The 18,165-nt window shown below is 64.3% G+C and carries 13 protein-coding genes, 1 tRNA gene and 1 pseudogene; 11 read left to right on the forward strand and 4 right to left on the reverse strand.

The genetic code is table 11. From position 1 onward, the window contains the following. Window positions 1-72: 72 nt before the first annotated feature. The 4 genes and pseudogenes from EKK97_RS20380 (at window position 73) to EKK97_RS25090 (ending at window position 4,380) form a co-directional block, all read left to right on the forward strand. Window positions 73-149, forward strand: a tRNA-Pro gene (locus EKK97_RS20380). Between the two features lie 49 nt (window positions 150-198). Continuing rightward, the gene (locus EKK97_RS20385) at window positions 199-1,608 is read left to right on the forward strand and encodes a porin (protein ID WP_159554757.1); all 1,410 of its coding nucleotides are present in this window, start codon (window positions 199-201) and stop codon (window positions 1,606-1,608) included. A 30-nt stretch (window positions 1,609-1,638) separates the two neighbouring features. Further along, window positions 1,639-2,064 (forward strand): type 2 periplasmic-binding domain-containing protein, encoded by a 426-nt coding sequence (locus tag EKK97_RS20390; protein WP_159554759.1) that lies wholly within the window; start codon window positions 1,639-1,641, stop codon window positions 2,062-2,064. 889 nt (window positions 2,065-2,953) lie between these two features. Further along, window positions 2,954-4,380, forward strand: a pseudogene (locus tag EKK97_RS25090) (putative bifunctional diguanylate cyclase/phosphodiesterase). Between the two features lie 44 nt (window positions 4,381-4,424). Here the strand turns inward: EKK97_RS25090 and EKK97_RS20400 are convergent. Both EKK97_RS20400 and EKK97_RS20405 read right to left on the reverse strand, forming a co-directional pair. Continuing rightward, the gene (locus EKK97_RS20400) at window positions 4,425-5,981 is read right to left on the reverse strand and encodes a phospholipase D family protein (RefSeq protein WP_234286718.1); all 1,557 of its coding nucleotides are present in this window, start codon (window positions 5,979-5,981) and stop codon (window positions 4,425-4,427) included. 10 nt (window positions 5,982-5,991) lie between these two features. Further along, a complete protein-coding gene (locus EKK97_RS20405) occupies window positions 5,992-6,234 on the reverse strand; it encodes a hypothetical protein (protein WP_159554761.1) in 243 nt (80 codons plus the stop codon). Between the two features lie 134 nt (window positions 6,235-6,368). Here EKK97_RS20405 and EKK97_RS20410 point away from each other — a divergent pair, with 134 nt between their 5' ends. Both EKK97_RS20410 and rapA read left to right on the forward strand, forming a co-directional pair. Further along, window positions 6,369-7,169 (forward strand): TlpA disulfide reductase family protein, encoded by an 801-nt coding sequence (locus EKK97_RS20410; protein WP_159554763.1) that lies wholly within the window; start codon window positions 6,369-6,371, stop codon window positions 7,167-7,169. Between the two features lie 198 nt (window positions 7,170-7,367). Next, window positions 7,368-10,319, forward strand: a complete 2,952-nt coding sequence (gene rapA, locus EKK97_RS20415) for an RNA polymerase-associated protein RapA (protein WP_159554765.1) — start codon at window positions 7,368-7,370, stop codon at window positions 10,317-10,319. Window positions 10,320-10,346: 27 nt separating this feature from the next. On the opposite strand, the gene EKK97_RS20420 is transcribed toward rapA, so the two are convergent. Beyond that, window positions 10,347-11,258 (reverse strand): TIGR01777 family oxidoreductase, encoded by a 912-nt coding sequence (locus tag EKK97_RS20420; protein WP_159554767.1) that lies wholly within the window; start codon window positions 11,256-11,258, stop codon window positions 10,347-10,349. Window positions 11,259-11,409: 151 nt separating this feature from the next. On the opposite strand from EKK97_RS20420, the gene EKK97_RS20425 reads away from it, so the two are divergent. The 3 genes from EKK97_RS20425 to phrB all read left to right on the forward strand — a co-directional run bounded on the left by EKK97_RS20425 (window position 11,410) and on the right by phrB (window position 14,272). Next, window positions 11,410-11,790, forward strand: a complete 381-nt coding sequence (locus EKK97_RS20425; RefSeq protein ID WP_159554769.1) for a sirohydrochlorin chelatase — start codon at window positions 11,410-11,412, stop codon at window positions 11,788-11,790. Between the two features lie 126 nt (window positions 11,791-11,916). Then, window positions 11,917-12,831: a MerR family transcriptional regulator gene (locus EKK97_RS20430; protein WP_159554771.1), complete on the forward strand. Its 915-nt coding sequence runs from the start codon at window positions 11,917-11,919 to the stop codon at window positions 12,829-12,831. A gap of 37 nt (window positions 12,832-12,868) precedes the next feature. Further along, entirely contained in the window at window positions 12,869-14,272 is a 1,404-nt protein-coding gene (phrB, locus tag EKK97_RS20435) for a deoxyribodipyrimidine photo-lyase (RefSeq protein WP_267964101.1), read from the forward strand. A gap of 18 nt (window positions 14,273-14,290) precedes the next feature. On the opposite strand, the gene EKK97_RS20440 is transcribed toward phrB, so the two are convergent. Then, the gene (locus tag EKK97_RS20440) at window positions 14,291-16,153 is read right to left on the reverse strand and encodes a putative bifunctional diguanylate cyclase/phosphodiesterase (RefSeq protein ID WP_159554775.1); all 1,863 of its coding nucleotides are present in this window, start codon (window positions 16,151-16,153) and stop codon (window positions 14,291-14,293) included. A 249-nt stretch (window positions 16,154-16,402) separates the two neighbouring features. Here EKK97_RS20440 and fabA point away from each other — a divergent pair, with 249 nt between their 5' ends. Continuing rightward, the gene (gene fabA, locus EKK97_RS20445; RefSeq protein WP_159554777.1) at window positions 16,403-16,918 is read left to right on the forward strand and encodes a 3-hydroxyacyl-[acyl-carrier-protein] dehydratase FabA; all 516 of its coding nucleotides are present in this window, start codon (window positions 16,403-16,405) and stop codon (window positions 16,916-16,918) included. A 14-nt stretch (window positions 16,919-16,932) separates the two neighbouring features. Next, on the forward strand, window positions 16,933-18,150 hold the full coding sequence (gene fabB, locus EKK97_RS20450) for a beta-ketoacyl-ACP synthase I (protein WP_159554779.1): 1,218 nt from the start codon (window positions 16,933-16,935) through the stop codon (window positions 18,148-18,150). The last annotated feature ends 15 nt before the right edge of the window (window positions 18,151-18,165 follow it).

The raw sequence follows: 18,165 nt of genomic DNA on the forward strand, positions 1-18,165 counted from the left end.
GTATAATGCCCATCCGTCGGCTCCCGGAGAGCCGGCATCGAGCGGTCTTTCGCGGCAGTTCGAGAGCAGCAACGGAGTATAGCTCAGCTTGGTAGAGCGCTGCCTTCGGGAGGCAGAGGTCGTAGGTTCGAATCCTGCTACTCCGACCAAAGAATTCAGTTAAAACCGCCACTTGGGGATCATGCCGGGTGGCGGTTTTTGCGTAGTGAAGACAGCCGCGCGTTCGTCACCAGCTTACGTCCCTCCGACCTCAAGTTTTTCGATCCCCTGCCGATAGCTCGCTTAAGAAAGCAGAGACGCACCTCTCCTGCCTGCGAAGTCAATCATTCGATCAGCCTTCCGCCACCTCTCGGAGGCGGCCATGTATCACCGCCCACGCACGTGGTCTCCCATATGTCGAGAAAGCTACCTCTTGCTCTCCTCACCTCGCTGATCCTGGCATACGGGCTTCCCCTTGCCTCACAAGCGAATACCCCCTCGCTGTCCCTGAATGGCTTTGGCACGCTTGGCGTGGTGCATTCCAGCGAGGACCAGGCAGATTTCGTTTCGAGCATGCTGATGCCCAGAGGGGCTGGCCATACCAGTGACTGGAGTGCCGAGGTCGACAGCCGGCTGGGCCTGCAGCTTACCGCCAACCTTACGCCTCGCCTCTCAAGCGTGGTGCAGGTCGTCACCGAGCAGCAGTACGATGGCCAGTTCAGGCCGGCAATCGAGTGGGCCAACATCAATTTCGATGTGACTCCCGACCTGAGCCTGAGAGTCGGCCGCGTCATACTTCCGGTTTTCATGAATTCAGAATATCGCAAGGTAGGCTACGCGACGCCCTGGATCCGCCCGCCATTGGAAGTCTATCGCACCATACCGGTTTCCAGCGCTGACGGTGTGGACGTCAGCTACCGCTCCCATATCGCAAGCGTCACCAACACGCTTCGGGCCACCTATGGGCAAAACGATGCCACCTTTCCCTACATCGATGCCACGCTGAGCCGAGCCACGGCCGAGGCACGCGCTCGGGAAGGGCTGACAATCAGCAATACCGTGGAGCGGGGCAGCATCAGTCTCTTTGCCGCCTACAGCCATTACCGCCTGAGCATTGAAGATTTCAACCCGCTATTCGATGTCTTCAGAATGTTTGGCCCTGAAGGAGATGCCATTGCCGATCGCTACAATGTCGATGACAAAACCTTTGAAGCCATCAGCCTGGGGGCTCGCTACGATCCCGGCAACTGGTTCGTGATGGGCGAATGGACCCAGACCAGCAGCCGCACCTTCCTGGCGGATAACCGCGGCTGGTACATTTCCGGTGGCTACCGCCTGGGCGCCTTCACGCCCTATCTGACATATGCCAGTCAGCGTATTCTCAGCAAGACGTCCACCCCGGGCCTCTCACAGCCCGGCAGCGAACCACTGGATGCGATGCTCAACTCCATGCTTCAGGGGCAGCCACAGCAGGAAAGCGTTTCTGTCGGTGTACGCTGGGATTTCAGCAACAACATGGCGGTCAAGGCCCAGTTCGACCACATGAACCACAAGGGGGATCTCGCGGCTACCTGGTCAACTCGCAGCCAGGCTTCGAGCCCGGCGGTTCGGTCAATCTGTTCAGCCTAGCGCTCGACTTCGTGTTCTGAGGAGACAAGAATGCCTTCGCGACTCACGAAGACCGGCTGCATCCTGCTCGTCGGCCTGGCATCGAGCCTTGCCCTGGCCGATGCCGTGGTGGTGGTTTCCGCCCAAAGCCCAGTGAGCACCCTCACCCGCAGCGAGCTGGCCGACATCTACCTGGGCCGGACCAACCGCTTCCCTGGCGGGCAACCCGCCATGCCCGTAGACCAGCGCGAGAACTCCCCGGCTTACATCGCGTTCTATCGCAACTATCTGGGCCAGACGCCCGCCCAAATCAAGATGCACTGGTCGCGCCTGATCTTCACCGGCCGCGGCCAGCCACCACGCAGCTTGGCAGATCACCAAGCCATGGCCGACTTCGTGGCGGGGCAAGCCACTGCCATCGGCTATGTGGACGACGCCTACGTCGACGAGCGCCTGCGGGTGGTGGCCATTGATTGAATCCGCCTCAGACGCCGGCACCGCTACGGGCCCACCTCTCACCAGGCGGCATTGGCTGCATCGCCTCGTCGAGCCCGGCACCCTCTTCATGGGCCTCGCCCTGCTGGCGCTGGCAGCCATCTGGCTGGTCACGTGGAACCTGACCGCACGGGAGCAGTCAGCTGCCGACCGCCGGGCGGCGGTACTGGCCGCCGACATGGCGGAGACCTACGAGGCCCAGGTCGTCCGGGCGCTGCGCGAGATCGATACCACCCTCAAGCTGGTGCGCTACAGCCTCGACGAACGCCCGCCGCAGGCCGTCCTGGATGAACTGAGCCAGCAGGACATGCTCCCCCCAGCCCTGCTGTTCGAGGTCCGTCTGAGCGATGCCGAGGGCAACGTCATCGCCAGCACGCACGGGCCCTCGCACACGGATGACACGACACCCGTTGCTGGGCAGGAGAGCCTGAGGGTCGAGCTTCACCATCAGGCCGCGTCCGCGCAGGACAGCAGGCTGGCCTTCCACCGAAGCCTGTCTGAAAACGGACAGCAAGAGCCGGGCTGGGTATCCGTGCTCGTCAGCGCAGAGTACTTCGTCAGCGGCTACGAGCCGAATACGCTGAAAAAACAAGGTGTACTGGCCCTGGCAGGGGAAGAGGGCATTTTTCTGGTTCGCCGTACCGGCGAAACGGTGCATACGGGTGAGCAGATCGACTATGCACATCTGCTGGAAGGCAACAGCGGCCTCGAAGAGCCCGCCCGGGTAAGCATCAGCGAATGGGACGGCGTGCCGCGTTACCTGGTGGCCAGGCCCCTGTTCGAGTTTCCGATTGCCATCGTCGTCGGTCTCTCCCAGGACGAGCAGATGGCCGCCGCCGCTGAGCTTCGGCACACCTACTATTGGCGCGCGATGCTGGTCAGCTTCGTTGCGCTCGCCGTGCTGACACTGCTCGGCCAGCTGAGCTGGAAGCTCCGCAGGGCGCAGGCCAGGGTACTCGAAGAGCGCCTGGACCACGCCAGGCGTGCCGAATATCTTGCCTTCCACGACAACCTGACGGGGCTGCCGAACCGAGCCTACTTCAGCCGTCTGTTGACCAAGGGGATACAGCACGCTCGCCGCTACGACAAGCAATTGACGCTGCTCTTTCTCGATCTGGACCGATTCAAGGCGATCAACGACTCGCTTGGCCACGACGCGGGCGATGAGCTGCTTCGGGAGGTCAGCCGGCGACTTGGCCGCGCGGTACGGGAAAGCGACACCGTCGCCCGGCTGGGTGGTGACGAGTTCGTCATTCTGCTCCCGGAGATCACGGAGCCGAACCAGATCAACCAGGTTGCCGACAAGATCCTTGCCTCAGTCAGCACCCCTTTCACACTGGTGGGCCAGGAGTTTCGTATCACGGTCAGCATCGGCATTGCCCGCTATCCCGCCGATGGCGAGGATGAGCAAACCCTGATGAAGCACGCCGACGTGGCGATGTATCACGCCAAGGAAGAGGGCAAGAACAACGCCCAGTACTACTCCGAGCAGTTGAAGACAGATTCCTTGGAGCGACTGGCTCTCGAGTCGAGCCTGCGCAAGGCGCTGGAGCGCCAGGAGTTCCTGCTTTACTACCAGTCGAAGCTCGACATGGCGACCGGCCGCGTCATCGGCATGGAAGCACTGCTTCGCTGGCAACATCCGGAACTCGGGCTGGTACTGCCCAAGCAGTTCATACCGCTGGCGGAAGAAAATGGTCTCATTGTCCCCATCGGCCGCTGGGTCATCTACACGGCATGCCGACAGAATGTCGCCTGGCAGAAGGCCGGCTTCCCGGCATTGAGCATGGCGGTCAATCTCTCGGCCCGTCAGTTCCTCGACGATGGTCTGCTCAGAGACATCAAGGGCGCGCTTCAGGCCAGCGGCATGGCCCCGAGTTGCTCGAAGTAGAGATCACCGAGAACATGATAATGCAGGACATGCCAAAAGCCGTCAGAGTCCTGCAGGAGCTGAGAGGAATCGGTGTGCGCATCGCGATCGATGACTTCGGCACCGGCTACTCCTCGCTCTCCAAGCTGCAGGCGTTTCCTCTCGACACGATCAAGATAGACGGCTCGTTCATCCATGACCTTCTCGACAACGCCGGCGACCGCAGCCTCACGGAGGCCATCATCGACCTCGGCAAGAACCTGGGCCTGACGGTGGTCGCCGAAGGCGTCGAGTCGGCAGCGCATGTAGAGTACCTGCGTCGTCATGCTTGCGACCAGATTCAGGGGTTTTACATGCACGAACCGCAGCCCGCAGACGAAGCTGCACTGTCGTTGAATAAGTGGTTCGGCAATGAACCAACTATTTAGCCTGACACTATCAACTTCGGCGTGAAGCGCCGAGCCATACGCTTCTACAGCAGCGGTTCCAGCCATTTGAGCCGCCCCAGCATGGCCCCCAGGCGACGCCAGAAACCGCCGGGCTCGCGCTCGAACGAAACCGCTTCCCCCTGGTGTGCCGTCAGCCAGTTGAGTCGCCCGTGCGCATCCTGCTCGACCCGGTAGCTCAGCGCCGGCAACTTGCCGATTTCTGCCAGGGCCTGCAGCTCGGCCGCCAGCCCCGGACTGGTGGCCAGCACCCCGACTTCCGTATTCCACCACACGGAGCGTGGGTCGGCGTTGGCCGAACCGACGAAGATGCGGTCACGATCGATGCCGAGCGCCTTGATGTGCAAGGCGGACGCAGAAGAGCCTACGCCGAAGCCGATGTCGTCGTCGGGCTCGCTCTCGGCACGCATCTCGTACAGGGCGACGCCACTGTCGAGCAGCGCGTGGCGCCGCGGCTGGTAGGCACCGTGCACGATCGGCACGTCGGTCGCCTCCAGCGAATTGGTGAACACCTCGACCTCGACGCCGGACTCGGCCAGCCGTTGCAGCAACTGCGTACCGGCCTCGCCCGGCACGAAGTAGGCGGACACGACCGTTAGCCGCTCGCTTGGATCGCCAGCCTGCTCGAGCAGTTCGCCAGCCATGGTATGCTCGAGAGCCGGCCTGCCGCGCCAGGCTGGTTTGCCCGGCGCATCCCACAGCGCGATCCCCTCCCCCCAGTGCAGTCTGCCCACCAGCGACCCCTGCTCGACGTCGGCATAGCGTTGGCGCAGATCGGCGAAATAGGGCGAGTCGGCATGAGTCACGAACCACTCGGCGAGCGAGGCTTGCAGTTCCCGCCAAGCATCCCCGCCGACACGATGGTAGCGTCCGATGGGCTGGGCCAGGCCGTGGTTCCAGTAGAGGTGGAAGCTGTGTGACAACGGCTCCACCACCGGTCCGAGAGTCAGCAGATCGAGATCGGTGAAGTTGCGCGGCTCACTGGCGCTATAGTACTCGTCGCCCAGATTGCGTCCGCCGACAATGGCCAGGGAGTCGTCGGCAATCCATAGCTTGTTGTGCATGCGGCGCTGCTGGCGAGCAGCCTGCGGGGCGGAGGCCAGCACGCGACCTATCAGTGTCCCGCGACCTACGCCCAGGGGGTTGTAGACCCGCACTTGGATGTTGGGATGGCTGTCGAGCGCCGCCAGCTCACGCCCCTGGCCCACCGCGCCCATGTCGTCGATCAGCAGGCGCACTTCGACACCCCGCTCGGCGGCACTCAGCAGACGACGCAGCAACATTCGGGTCGTCTGCCCATCGCCCATCAGGTAGGTCTGGATATCGAGCCGCCGGTCGGCCTGTTCGCTGAGCAGGACCCGTAGGCTGAAGGCATCCTGGCCACTCGACAGCAGGGCGAAGCCGCTCTTGCCGGGGTGAGCCGAGGCACTCAGCCGCGCCCATTGGCCCAACCAGGTAGCCTCGCTTTCGGCTGGGGTCAACGGGGCCCCATGCTCGCGCGGTACCGGCGCAGCGGCACAGCCTTGCAGCACGAAGGCCAACAGGCCGCAGAGTACCAGGCACCGGCTTCGGGTTCGTCGCATGCCGCCTCGCTCAGGGCTCGTCATCGTCATCCGCCAGACGGCGAGCCATCTCCTTGCGCGCCCTGTTGCGCCGATAGAGCCGGGCCAGGGCAAGGCCCAGGGCGAACGCAACCATGGCGGCCAGCGTCACCCCCTGCCAGGGCCGGGCGGCCTCACCGCCCATCACGGTTTCTAGCGTGATGATCAGGATGAAGCCCAGCGCCTGGCTGCCGATGGCCAGGGCGCGCAGGGGATCGAACGACTTGTGTGCCATGGAGGGCTCCCGCCGGGTGACAATGCAGGTCGTGAGCAGTAGGCTTGCTCTGCCTGACGCGGTAAGGTTATGCAACTCAATGATTCTACCCGGTCTTGCCGTTTGCGCCGACCCTCATTCTCGGAGCTGAGCCAATGGACGCCTTTGCCCTGGGCCCCGTGCTGATATCCGTGCCGCGGCTGTACGCCATTGGCTGCGCCCTGCTGCTGTTGCTCTCGGCCTGGCTGCTGCTGGGGCTGTCGCCGACTGCACGGGCACGCTGGTACAACGGCTTGCTGCTGGCCTGGCTGGTCGGTGCCCGCCTGGGCCACGTTGCCATGAACCTCGACGCCTATGCCGCCGCCCCGTTGGATATCTTCAAGCTATGGCAACCCGGCTATCACGGCCTGTGGGGGCTGCTCGCAGCGCTGATCTGGACCGGCTGGGCACTGCGCGACCGGCTGCTGCCCATGATAGGCGCCATGGGCCTGACCATCGGCGCCTCGGCGCTGTGGCTGGTACTGGTCACCCTGGCCCCGCTGGGCGACGACATGCCAATTCGCGAACTGCCCGACGTCACCCTGGAAAACCTCGACGGCGAGCCGGTAGAACTGCAGGCACTGCGCGGCGACCTGGTAGTGGTCAACCTATGGGCCACCTGGTGCCCTCCCTGCCTGCGTGAGATGCCGCTGCTGGCCGAGGTCGATACCCGCGAAGGCATTACCGTGGTGGTGATCAATCAAGGCGAAGAACTGCTACAAGTGATGCGCTACCTGGATGAACAAGAGCTGGCTTTCCGCTATCCGCTGCTCGACCCCAGCCAGGAGATGATGAAGACCATGGAGTCGCCGGGACTGCCCACTACGGTGCTGTTCGATCGAGACGGACGCGCGGTGGAACGCCACGTGGGTGAACTCTCGCGAGCGCAACTGGACGGCTGGTTGCGGCGCCACTAGCAGCCCGCATGCCTGAGCAAGCAAATCGCTGAGCGGCGCGGCGCCCAGTGCTCCCCGTCACCTCGCCCTACCATTTCCCGCGCTTCTCCACCAGCCTTAAGCCATGGCGGGCTTTGCGTTAGAATCCCCCGCCCTGCTGCTGCCGGGACTTCCTCCGCCAGCAGCCAGCGCACTGTATTCCGCATCGACCGAGGCATCATGAGCGACTTTTCACCCGGCCAGCGCTGGATCAGCGACGGCGAGGCCGATCTGGGCCTGGGCACCATCCTGAGTTGCGATCACCGTAGCGTCACCGTGCTATTCGGCGCCAGCCAGGAAACCCGCACCTACAGCAGCCGACAGGCCCCGCTGACCCGCGTGGCTTTCGGCAGTGGCGACCGCGTCCAGTCCGCCGAGGGCTGGAGCCTGACCGTCGACGACAGCAAGGAGGTCGATGGGCTGATCGTGTATATCGGTGAGAATGATCAAGGCGAGCTGCGCGAGCTGCCCGAGGCACGCCTGGCCGATACCATGCGTTTCGATCAGGCCCGCGACCGCCTGTTGACCGGTCAGGTCGATCGCAACGACTGGTTCGACCTGCGCTTCCGCACCCTGCATCATCACCATCGCATCGAGCAGAATCCGGCTCTGGGCCTGGCCGGGCCGCGCATCGACCTGATTCCGCACCAGCTCTACATCGCCGACGAAGTGGCCCGCCGCCACGCGCCGCGCGTGCTCCTGGCCGACGAGGTAGGACTGGGCAAGACCATCGAGGCCGGCCTGATCCTGCATCGCATGCTGCTCACCGGTCGTGCCCAGCGCGCCCTGATCCTGGTACCGCCGAGCCTCACTCACCAGTGGCTGGTAGAGCTGCTGCGCCGCTTCGCCCTGGAAGTGACCCTGCTCGATGAGCAGCAGAGCCTGGCCCAGGCCGAGAGCAACCCCTTCGAATCCGGCCAGTTGATTCTGGCCAGCCAGGAGTGGCTGTTCGCCAATCCGCATCGCCAGGAGCAGGCCGCCAGTAGCGACTGGGATCTGCTGATCGTCGACGAGGCACATCACCTCGATTGGAGTGCCGACCAAGTCGGCCCCGGCTACGCCTGCGTCGAGCGCCTGGCGAAGGCAGTGCCGGGGGTACTGCTGCTGACCGCCACCCCCGAGCAGATGGGGCTCGAAAGTCATTTCGCCCGCCTGCGCCTGCTCGACCCGGACCGCTACCACAGCCTCGATGCCTTCCGCGAAGAGGAACAACACTATGTGGAAGTGGCCCAGGCCATCGACGCTCTGGAGAAGCTCCCCGCCGGCGGCCGCGACACTCACGACAGCGTGACAGAGGTGATCGACGAGTCCGACAGCCTGGCCCTGCTGGATATCCTGGCCAACCCCGAGAGCAGCCCAGAGCAGCAGGCCAGCGCCCGCGACCAGCTGCGCGAGCAGTTGCTCGACCGGCACGGTACCGGCCGGGTGATGTTCCGCAACAGCCGCCGTCATGTGGGCGGCTTTCCCGAGCGTCGCCTGCACTTGGCGACACTGGCGTTACCCTCGGCCTACCGTCGCGTGCTGCGCAAGCTCGAGCGCGACGAGGACTACCTCGACGAGCTGCTGATCGAGACCGGGCTCGACCACCCCGATGTGTTGATCTACCCCGATGCAACCTATCGCGCACTCTCGGACGACCCGCTCAATGCCGAGCCCTGGTGGCAGATCGATCCACGCGTGACCTGGCTGCTGGAGCGGCTTGCCGACGATGGCGAGCAGGGCTTCGCCAATGACAAGGTGCTGGTGATCGCCCATGGTCGCGAGACCGCCCAAGGCCTGGCCGAGGCCCTGCGGGTACTGGGCGGGCTGCATGCTCCGGTGTTCCACGAGGGACTCACGCTGGTCGAGCGCGATCGTGCGGCAGCCGCCTTCGCCGATGAGGAAGAAGGCAGCCAGGTGCTGGTATGCTCGGAAATCGGCTCAGAAGGACGCAACTTTCAGTTCTGCCGTCATCTGGTGATGTTCGACCTACCGCAGCATCCCGACCAGCTTGAGCAGCGCATCGGTCGCCTGGACCGGATCGGCCAACGCCACGCCATCGAGATCCACGTGCCGCTGTTCGAGGCCAGCCCCGGCGAGCGTCTGCTGCGCTGGTTCAGCGAGGGGATGGATGCCTTCGCTGCGCCCCACGGCGTCGGCAGCGAACTATTCAACGCCTTCGGCGATGCCCTGGCCGAGGCGCTGCTCGACGACGAAGCGCTGGAGGACGTCATCAACGAGACCCGGGCACTGTTCGAGAACCGCCTGGCCCAGCGCGACGCGGGACGCAACCGCCTGCTGGAACTCAACGCCTGTCGCCCGGCTCGCGCCGCAGCGGTGACCGCGGCAATCCGCGAGCTCGACGACGATCCGGCACTGACACGCTACCTCGACCAGGCACTGGATATCTTCGGCGTCGATAGCCAGGAACTCGGTGGCGGCCTGTTGCACTTGCAGCCCAGCCCGCAGATGCTAGATGGCCTGCCCGGACTGGCCAAGGGCGAGGAAGGCTTCACCGCCACCCTGTCGCGCGAGCGTGCCCTGGCCCGCGACGACGTGCAGCGCCTCTCATGGGAACATCCGCTGCTGCGCGAGATGATGGGGCGCATCCTCGACGGCACCATGGGCAATACCGCCTTGGCGCTGCTCAAGCATCCCGCAATACCGGCCGGGCGGTTGATGGTCGAACTGGTGTTTCGCACCTACTGTCCGGCGCCCAAGCGGCTACACGTCAACCGCTTCCTGCCGCCGACCGCGGTGCGCGTGCTGCTCGACGAATCGGGCGCAGTACTCAGCGACAAGGTTTCGTTCACCGGCCTGTCGAAGAACCTGCGCAAGGTCAAGAAAGCCATGGCCCGCGACCTGATTCGCAGCCGTCACGACCAGTTGCGCGACCTGCTCACCCAAGGCGAGCAAGAAGCCGAGCGTGAGCTGCCAAGCATTGTCGAATCCGCCCAGGTGCGCATGCGCCGGGAGCTCGACGGGGAGCTGGCCCGCCTGGAGGCTCTGGCACGCCTCAATCCGGCAGTGCGCGAGGAGGAACTCGAGGCGCTGCGTCGCGAACGCCGCGAACTCGATGACGCCATCGAAGGTACCCGGCTGCGGCTGGATGCGGTCAGGGTCATCGTCACGGTGGGAGAAGAGAGCCGCTGAAGCCGAGACCGGGAAGCGCCGAGCGCATCAGCGCTTCCCGAGGATGTCGGCTAGCGCCTGCTCCAGCGTCGGGAAGCGAAACTCGAAGCCGGCCTCGAGCAGGCGCGCCGGGCGCATGTCCGCACCGGTCAGCAGCAGCCGCGCCATCTCGCCGAATGCGGTTTCCAGTACCAATGCCGGCACCGGCAGGGCCGCCGGGCGGTTGAGCTGCCTGGCTAGGATACGAGTGAACTCGGCGTTGGTGACGGGATGCGGCGCACTGCCGTTGAACGGCCCGTCGAGGTCGTCACGCTCGAGCAGGAACAGGATGCTGCGCACCAGATCCTCACGGTGTATCCATGGCATGAACTGCTTGCCGTCGCCGAACCGTCCGCCCAGGCCCAGCTTGAACGGTGGCAGCATCTTTTCGAGGCTGCCACCGCCCACGTCCAGCACCAGCCCGGTGCGCAGTAACGCCACGCGAGTGCCGAAATCGGCCGCCTCGAGAGCAGTATCCTCCCAACGTTTACACAGACGGTGGGCGAATTCGTCGTGAGGCGGCGTCTGTTCGGTGACCTCGCGACTTCCCTGGTCGCCATAGAAGCCCATCGCCGATCCCGACACCATGACATGCGGCGCCTTGCCGTTGGCCTGCCTGAGCTGTTCGCAAAGAATCACCAGGTCGCGGGTGACGTTCACGCGGGAGTCGATCAGCCGATTCTTCTGCTCGTCGCTCCAACGCCGGGCAGCAATGGGCTCACCGGCCAGGTTGACGATGGCATGTGGCGGCGAGTCGACGAAGTCGAGCACCGAACGTCGCACATCGACACCTTCCGGCAGCTTGCGCCGGGCGGATGCCGGGTCACGAGACACCACCTGCAGGCGGTGCCCTGCTTCTTTCAGCCGTAAACACAGGCGTTGCCCTACGAAACCGCTGCCACCGGTAATCAAGATTCGCATAGCCTCTCTCCCGTCGTTCGGCTAATGGTCTCGTTCGCCGCTTCGCTGCCTTTCGTTATACAGTCATTGTACGACTCTGCTACTCTGGGACAACCAAACGAGCTGGCTGCGACTTCGCTCGCCGCTCATGTCCTGGCCACGGGAGACTGCCATGTCCTATAGCCTGATCCTGCTCGCCCACGGCTCCAGCGACCCTGCATGGCGAGCCCCTTTCGAGCGCCTTCATGAAACCCTGGCAACACGCATGCAGGTCTCGCTGAGACTCGCCTACATGGAGCTTAGCGAACCCTCGCTGGAAAGCACCGTGGCCGAACTCGCTTCGGCAGGCGTGCAACGCGCCGAGATCCTGCCGCTGTTCTTTGCCGCCGGGCGCCACCTGCGCAAGGACGTGCCCGCTCAGGTCGAGGCTCTCGCGGCGACCCATACCGGCATCGAACTAACGCTATTGCCTCCCGTCGGTGAGCACCCCGCCTTCATTGATGCCCTGGCCGCGGTGATCGCCGAACAGGCGGGGGAGCCGCTGCCAACTTGACCGTGATCGCCTTCAGTTGTACATCGCTCGTTTAGTGTACAATATTCCCAGACCATGGGCTGCGGTAGCGGCCAGACGGCAACTTCCTCAACGACGGGACCAAGACACCACAAAGGGCAGGCGAGAATGACCGAAAAGGCGACCCATCCGGCCGACACACCGCTCTATCCCATTCGCGAGGTGTCCCGCATCACCGGTGTCAACTCGGTCACCCTGCGCGCCTGGGAGCGCCGCTACGGCCTTATCCGCCCTCAGCGTACGCCCAAGGGGCATCGCCTCTATGCCCGCGAGGACATCGAGCGAGTCGAGCGGATCCTGCAATGGCTCGGACGCGGGGTACCGGTCAGTCAGGTCAAGGAACTCATCGACCAACCGCAAGCCGCGCCAGTGGCCGAACCCATCTCCGGCGACTGGTCAAGCCAACGGCGCCTGCTGACGGCTGCCATCGAAGCGCTCGACCAAGGCCAGATGGAAACGCTCTTCACCCAGAGCCTGGCACTTTATCCTGTGGCCACCTGCTTGGCGGAACTGTGGCAGCCGGTAGTACGTGAACTCGAGGAACACTGGGCCGACCAGCTCGGTGCCGCTCTGCAGCGTCGCTACTTGGAATCGTTCCTGCGCACCCGCATCGGCATTCGGCTCTACCATGCCAACCAGCAGGCCAGAGGGCCCGCGCTGTTGATCGCACCTCTGCCCGACGACCCCGGGGCCCTGTGGCTATTGCTGGCGGCACTGGCCGCAAGCGACGCCGGCTATCGCGTCTCCCTACTGGACGGCGCCCTGCCGCTCGGCGAGCTGCCGTTGGCGGTCGAGCGCCTGCAGGCCGCCGCCCTGGTGCTCGTCAGCGGCCGCGCCGAGCGTGCCGATCTGATCCGGCGTCAGCTTCCGCGCCTGGCCGAGCAGCTCGATGCCCCCCTCGGCCTGTGCGGACCGGTTGCACGGATTCGCAGCGGCGACCTGGCCGACAGCCTGGTGGAGCTGCTCGGCGACGACCTGCCCCTGGCCATGACGCGCATGCGGTCGTTGATCTTCGAACATTGAACCCACCGCGAGGCACCGGATCGTGGCCTGCACCTTGATGTGGTTTCGCAGCGACCTGCGTGTGCATGACAACACGGCACTGGCCGCGGCGGCCCGCCAGGGCCCGGTAGTGGCCGTATTCCTGCGCAGCCTTCCCCAGTGGCGACAGCACGGCCACGGTATCAACAAGCTCGATTTCTGGCATCGAGGCGTCGTCGCACTGGGCGACACCCTCGCAGGCCTTGGTATTCCCCTGCTGCATCGCGACATCGACACCTTCGCGCAGTCACCTGCCGTACTGCTGCAGGTCGCCCGGGAAGTCGGCGCCGGCGCCCTGCACTTCAATTACGAATACCCTCTCGACGAGCAGCGCCGCGACACGGCCGTCGTCGATGCTTTTCAGAAAGTAGGGCTACCGGCAACCGGCCATCACGATAGCGTGGCCTTCGCCCCAGGCGAGCTGCTGACGGGAAAAGGCGATTACTACAGCGTCTTCACCCCCTTTGCCCGTGCCTGGCATCGCCAATTGACGGCAGCGCGCCTGGCGCTGCGCGACAGACCGTCCCCACAGCCCCATATCGGGATCGAAAGCGAGCGCATCCGCCCCCTGCCCCCCTGTGCGGAAACCCCGGTCGATGCCAGGCTCTGGCCCGCCGGCGAGGAGGCCGCGGCGGATCGCCTGGAACGTTTCCTGCGCTTTCGTGCCCGCCGCTATGCAAGCCAACGAGACCTCCCGGCCATCGCCGGTACCAGCGAACTCTCTCCCTACCTGGCGTTGGGCATGCTGTCCCCACGCCAATGCCTGCAAGCCGTGCTGGCCGAGAACCACGGTAGCCTGGCAGAGGGCGATGCCGGTATCGTCAGCTGGGTCAATGAGCTGGTATGGCGGGAGTTCTATCAGCACGTAGCGGCGGGCTTTCCCCGAGTGTGTCGTTATCGCGCTTTCCAGCCGCATACCGAAGCGCTCGCCTGGCGCGACGACGAGAGGGGTTTCAACGCTTGGTGCGAGGGTCGTACTGGCTTTCCCATCGTCGATGCCGCCATGCGCCAGCTGATACACACCGGCTGGATGCACAACCGGTTACGAATGATCGCGGCGATGTTCCTGAGCAAGCACTTGTTGATCGACTGGCGGCGCGGGGAAGCGTTCTTCCTCCGCCACTTGGTGGACGGCGAATTCTGTGCCAACAACGGCGGCTGGCAGTGGGCCGCCTCCACCGGCACCGACGCCGCACCTTACTTCCGTATTTTCAATCCCACCACTCAGTCGCATCGCTTCGATGCAGACGGACACTTCATCGCCGAGTACGTGCCCGAGCTAGCCGAGCTATCGCCCCGGGATCGCCACGCACCTGGCGAGGCTCTGCGGGCCAAAGCCGGCTATCCGTCACCTATCGTCGACCACAAGGCTGCCCGCCAGCGAGCTCTCGACGCCTTCAAGGCATTACCGGCAGCTCACTAGGCAACCCGATACGTTGTATTAGGCCGTTGGCTCGGCTCGCAGCATCAGTCCCGACGTATCCGACCTCAGCGCCTGCCACTGAGCCTCGATCACGTCGGCCGGCCCCGGTCGCGAATAGAGATAGCCCTGCACCAACCGACAGCCAGCCTGCTGCAGGAAGTCGAGCTGGCCGTGGGTTTCCACTCCCTCGGCAACGACGTCGAGACCCAGGCCCCGTGCCATCGCCAGCACGGCGCTGACAATGGCGGCATCAGCGGGATCGTCAGGCAGCGAGCGGATGAAGGCGCGGTCGAGCTTGAGCTTGTCCAGCGGCAGGTTCTTCAGATAGCTGAGCGACGAGTAGCCCATGCCGAAGTCATCGATGGCGATACGGTGCCCCTTGGCACGCAGCGCTTCCAGGCGTGGCACGATATCGCCCGCCCGCTCGTCGAGCAGCACCGATTCCGTCAGTTCCAGACCCAGTTGAGAGGGCTCGATACCATGCCGGGCCAGTCCGGCCGAGAGAGAGGTTTCGAGTTCGCCCTGGAACATCTGGATCGCCGAGATGTTGATCCAGAGCGGAAGCTGGGGAAGGCCCATCTCATGCCAGCGCGCCATCTGCGCCAAGGCCTCATCAATCACCCAATTGCCCAACGGCCCCATCAGGCCATGCCGCTCGGCCAGCGGGATGAAGTCGGCGGGCGACACCATGCCATGCTCCGGATGCCGCCAGCGCAGCAGCGCCTCCATGCCCACCACGGCTCCATCCATGATGCGATGCTGGGTCTGGTAGTGCAGCTCCAGCTGCTCGCCGTTGGCCAGGGCATCGCGCAGGCCGTAGACCAGTGCCATGTGTGGCGAGTTCTGTACGTCCAGCGCAGGACGGAAGCGCTGGGTGACGTTGCGTCCATGGCGCTTGGCGGAGTAGAGCGCCGACTCCAGGCGCTGGAACAACACTCCGGACTCCTTGCCATCTTCGGGCGCGCGGCAGCTGCCGATGGAGAGTCCCAGACGCAAGGTCTTGCTGCCCAGCTCGAAGGGTTCGCCCAGGTGCTGGCGCAACCCAGCGATCCACTTGTCATGATCGTCGAAGGTCGTGGTGCGAATGACCAGGAACTCATCGCCACCCAACCGGCCCACCACGCCGCCGGCAACGTAACGAGCCAGGCGCTGGCCGAAGCGCGCCAGTAGCCGGTCGCCTTGCTCTACCCCGAGACTGTCGTTGACCGACTTGAAGCCGTCGATATCGACGATCGCCATGTCGAGACTTTCGCCAGCGCGCAAGTGGCGCAGACGTGAGGTCATCAGATCGTGTAGACGGCGGCGGTTGGGTAGCCCGGTGAGTGGATCCTCGAAGCCGATGCGACGCAGGTCCTGCTCGCGCGCCTTGTGCACCGAGATATCGGTGAAGGTCCCAACGTAGTGGCTGATATGGCCACGTGTATCGTGGATCGCCTTGACCCGCAGCCATTCCGGAAATTCGTCGCCCTGCTTGCGCCGATTCCAGATCTCGCCTTCCCAGCGTCCCTTGCTGTGCAGGGTTTGCCAGAAGCGTTTGAAGAAAGCCGAATCGTGTCGTGCGGCAGCCAGGTTGGCCGCGTTGAGGCCACGCACCTCCTCCTCGGTATAGCCGGTGATACGAGTGAAGGCTGGGTTGACGGCGAGGATGCGGTTCTCGGCGTCAGTGATCTGCACCCCTTCCTCGGAGAGCATCAGCACTTGCTGCATCAGATCGGCGTGCTGGCGGTCGCGCTTGATCTGGCGCCAGGCTGAGCCCAGTCCCAATGCGACCAGGGCGACAGCAACCGTTCTCAGGCCAGGGCCAGGCAGCCAAATACAGGCCGGTAGCGCCACCATGGCAGCCCAGATCAAGGGGCGATTCAATGCGAAGGATGGCCGCATGAGTGGTCCCGACGTAACGGTAGTGTAAGTTGAGTTGCGCCCATGCTATGCATCGACCCTAACCAAGAGTATCGACACATGGCGCAGACACTTTAATCTCTGGCGTCGGTTGCGTCATGCCCGGCGTGCAATCATGGGCCTCGGCCAGTAGACTAGGCAGGGCCGCCCGGGCGGGTTGGCTCTTTGTGCCATGCTGCCTCCGCACTGCACGCGGAAGGGCCCACTACAACTGCGACTCGGAACGACTCAGTGACCAAGCAACACTCCTTCGAACGCGAAGAACTGCTGGCATGCAGCCGCGGCGAGCTCTTCGGCCCCGGCAACGCCCAGTTGCCGGCTCCCAACATGCTGATGCTCGATCGCATCAGGCACATTCATGAGCAGGGAGGCCAGTTCAACAAGGGCGAACTGATCGCCGAACTGGATATCAAACCCGACCTGTGGTTCTTCGACTGTCACTTCCCCGGCGATCCGGTCATGCCCGGCTGCCTGGGACTCGACGCCATGTGGCAATTGGTGGGCTTCTATCTAGGCTGGCTCGGCCACCCTGGCCGTGGGCGTGCGCTGGGCTGTGGCGAGGTGAAGTTCACCGGCCAGATCCTGCCCGAGGCCGACAAGGTCACCTATCACATTCACGTCAAGCGCATCATTACCCGGCGCCTGATCCTCGGCATCGCCGATGGCACCGTATCGGTGGATGGCCGCGAAATCTATCAGGCTCACGACCTGCGGGTCGGCCTGTTCACCTCTACCGCGAATTTCTGAAACAGGAGGCTTCCATGCGACGAGTGGTAGTCACCGGTCTGGGCATCGTATCTTGCCTGGGCAACGACCCTAAGACGGTCGTCGATGCGCTCAGGAATGGGCGCTCGGGCATTCGCTTCAAGGAGGAGTACGCTGAGCGAGGCTTTCGCAGCCAGGTCGCCGGGGTCGTCGACATCGACCTCGACGCGCTGATTGACCGTAAGCTGCGTCGCTTCATGGGTGATGCTGCGGCCTACGCCTACGTGAGCATGGCCCAGGCCATCGAGGACTCGGGCCTCAGCCCCGAGCAGGTTTCCAGCGAGCGCACCGGCCTGATCGCCGGCTCCGGCGGCGCCTCCAGCGCCAACCAGGTCGAGGCGGCCGACGCGATGCGCGAGAAAGGCCTGCGCCGGGTCGGTCCCTACCGGGTTACCCGCACCATGGGCAGCACCGTCTCGGCCTGTCTGGCCACGCCGTTCAAGATCAAGGGGGTCAACTACTCGATCTCCTCGGCCTGTGCCACCTCGGCCCACTGCATCGGCAACGCCATGGAACAGATCCAAATGGGCAAGCAGGACGTCGTCTTCGCCGGCGGTGGCGAAGAGGAGCATTGGACCCTGTCGTGCCTGTTCGACGCCATGGGCGCCTTGACGACCCAGTACAACGACACCCCCGCCAAGGCCTCGCGTCCCTATGACAAGGCCCGGGACGGCTTCGTCATCGCCGGTGGCGGCGGCATGCTGGTGCTCGAGGAACTCGAGCACGCCAAGGCTCGCGGGGCCAAGATCTATGCCGAACTGGTCGGCTACGGCGCCACCTCCGATGGTCACGACATGGTCGCGCCCTCCGGAGAGGGGGCAGTGCGCTGCATGCGCCAGGCCATGGCCAGCATCGATGGCAAGATCGATTACATCAACACTCATGGCACCTCGACCCCGGTGGGCGACGTCGCCGAACTCAAGGCCATCCGCGAGGTCTTCGGTGACTCCACCCCACCGATGAGTTCGACCAAGTCGCTGACCGGCCACTCGCTGGGTGCCACCGGCGTGCAGGAGACCATCTATTCGTTGCTGATGATGGAGCACGGCTTCATCGCCGCCTCGGCCAACGTCGAAGAACTCGACGATCAGGCGGCGGGCTTCGACATCGTCACCCAGCGACGCGACGATGTCGCGCTGGACCGTGTGCTTTCCAACAGCTTCGGTTTCGGTGGTACCAACGCCTGCCTGGTGCTGCAACGCTATCGCGACTAGCCACAGACAGAGTAG

The organism is Billgrantia tianxiuensis, assembly GCF_009834345.1.
Taxonomy (GTDB): domain Bacteria; phylum Pseudomonadota; class Gammaproteobacteria; order Pseudomonadales; family Halomonadaceae; genus Halomonas; species Halomonas tianxiuensis.

Excerpts from the sequence above, each read along its gene's own strand:
- EKK97_RS20390 (WP_159554759.1), top strand. The coding sequence starts at position 1,639 with ATGCCTTCGCGACTCACGAAGACCGGCTGCATCCTGCTCGTCGGCCTG.
- EKK97_RS20400 (WP_234286718.1), bottom strand. The coding sequence starts at position 5,981 with ATGCGACGAACCCGAAGCCGGTGCCTGGTACTCTGCGGCCTGTTGGCC.
- EKK97_RS20405 (WP_159554761.1), bottom strand. The coding sequence starts at position 6,234 with ATGGCACACAAGTCGTTCGATCCCCTGCGCGCCCTGGCCATCGGCAGC.
- EKK97_RS20410 (WP_159554763.1), top strand. The coding sequence starts at position 6,369 with ATGGACGCCTTTGCCCTGGGCCCCGTGCTGATATCCGTGCCGCGGCTG.
- rapA (WP_159554765.1), top strand. The coding sequence starts at position 7,368 with ATGAGCGACTTTTCACCCGGCCAGCGCTGGATCAGCGACGGCGAGGCC.
- EKK97_RS20420 (WP_159554767.1), bottom strand. The coding sequence starts at position 11,258 with ATGCGAATCTTGATTACCGGTGGCAGCGGTTTCGTAGGGCAACGCCTG.
- EKK97_RS20425 (WP_159554769.1), top strand. The coding sequence starts at position 11,410 with ATGTCCTATAGCCTGATCCTGCTCGCCCACGGCTCCAGCGACCCTGCA.
- EKK97_RS20430 (WP_159554771.1), top strand. The coding sequence starts at position 11,917 with ATGACCGAAAAGGCGACCCATCCGGCCGACACACCGCTCTATCCCATT.
- phrB (WP_267964101.1), top strand. The coding sequence starts at position 12,869 with ATGTGGTTTCGCAGCGACCTGCGTGTGCATGACAACACGGCACTGGCC.
- EKK97_RS20440 (WP_159554775.1), bottom strand. The coding sequence starts at position 16,153 with ATGCGGCCATCCTTCGCATTGAATCGCCCCTTGATCTGGGCTGCCATG.
- fabB (WP_159554779.1), top strand. The coding sequence starts at position 16,933 with ATGCGACGAGTGGTAGTCACCGGTCTGGGCATCGTATCTTGCCTGGGC.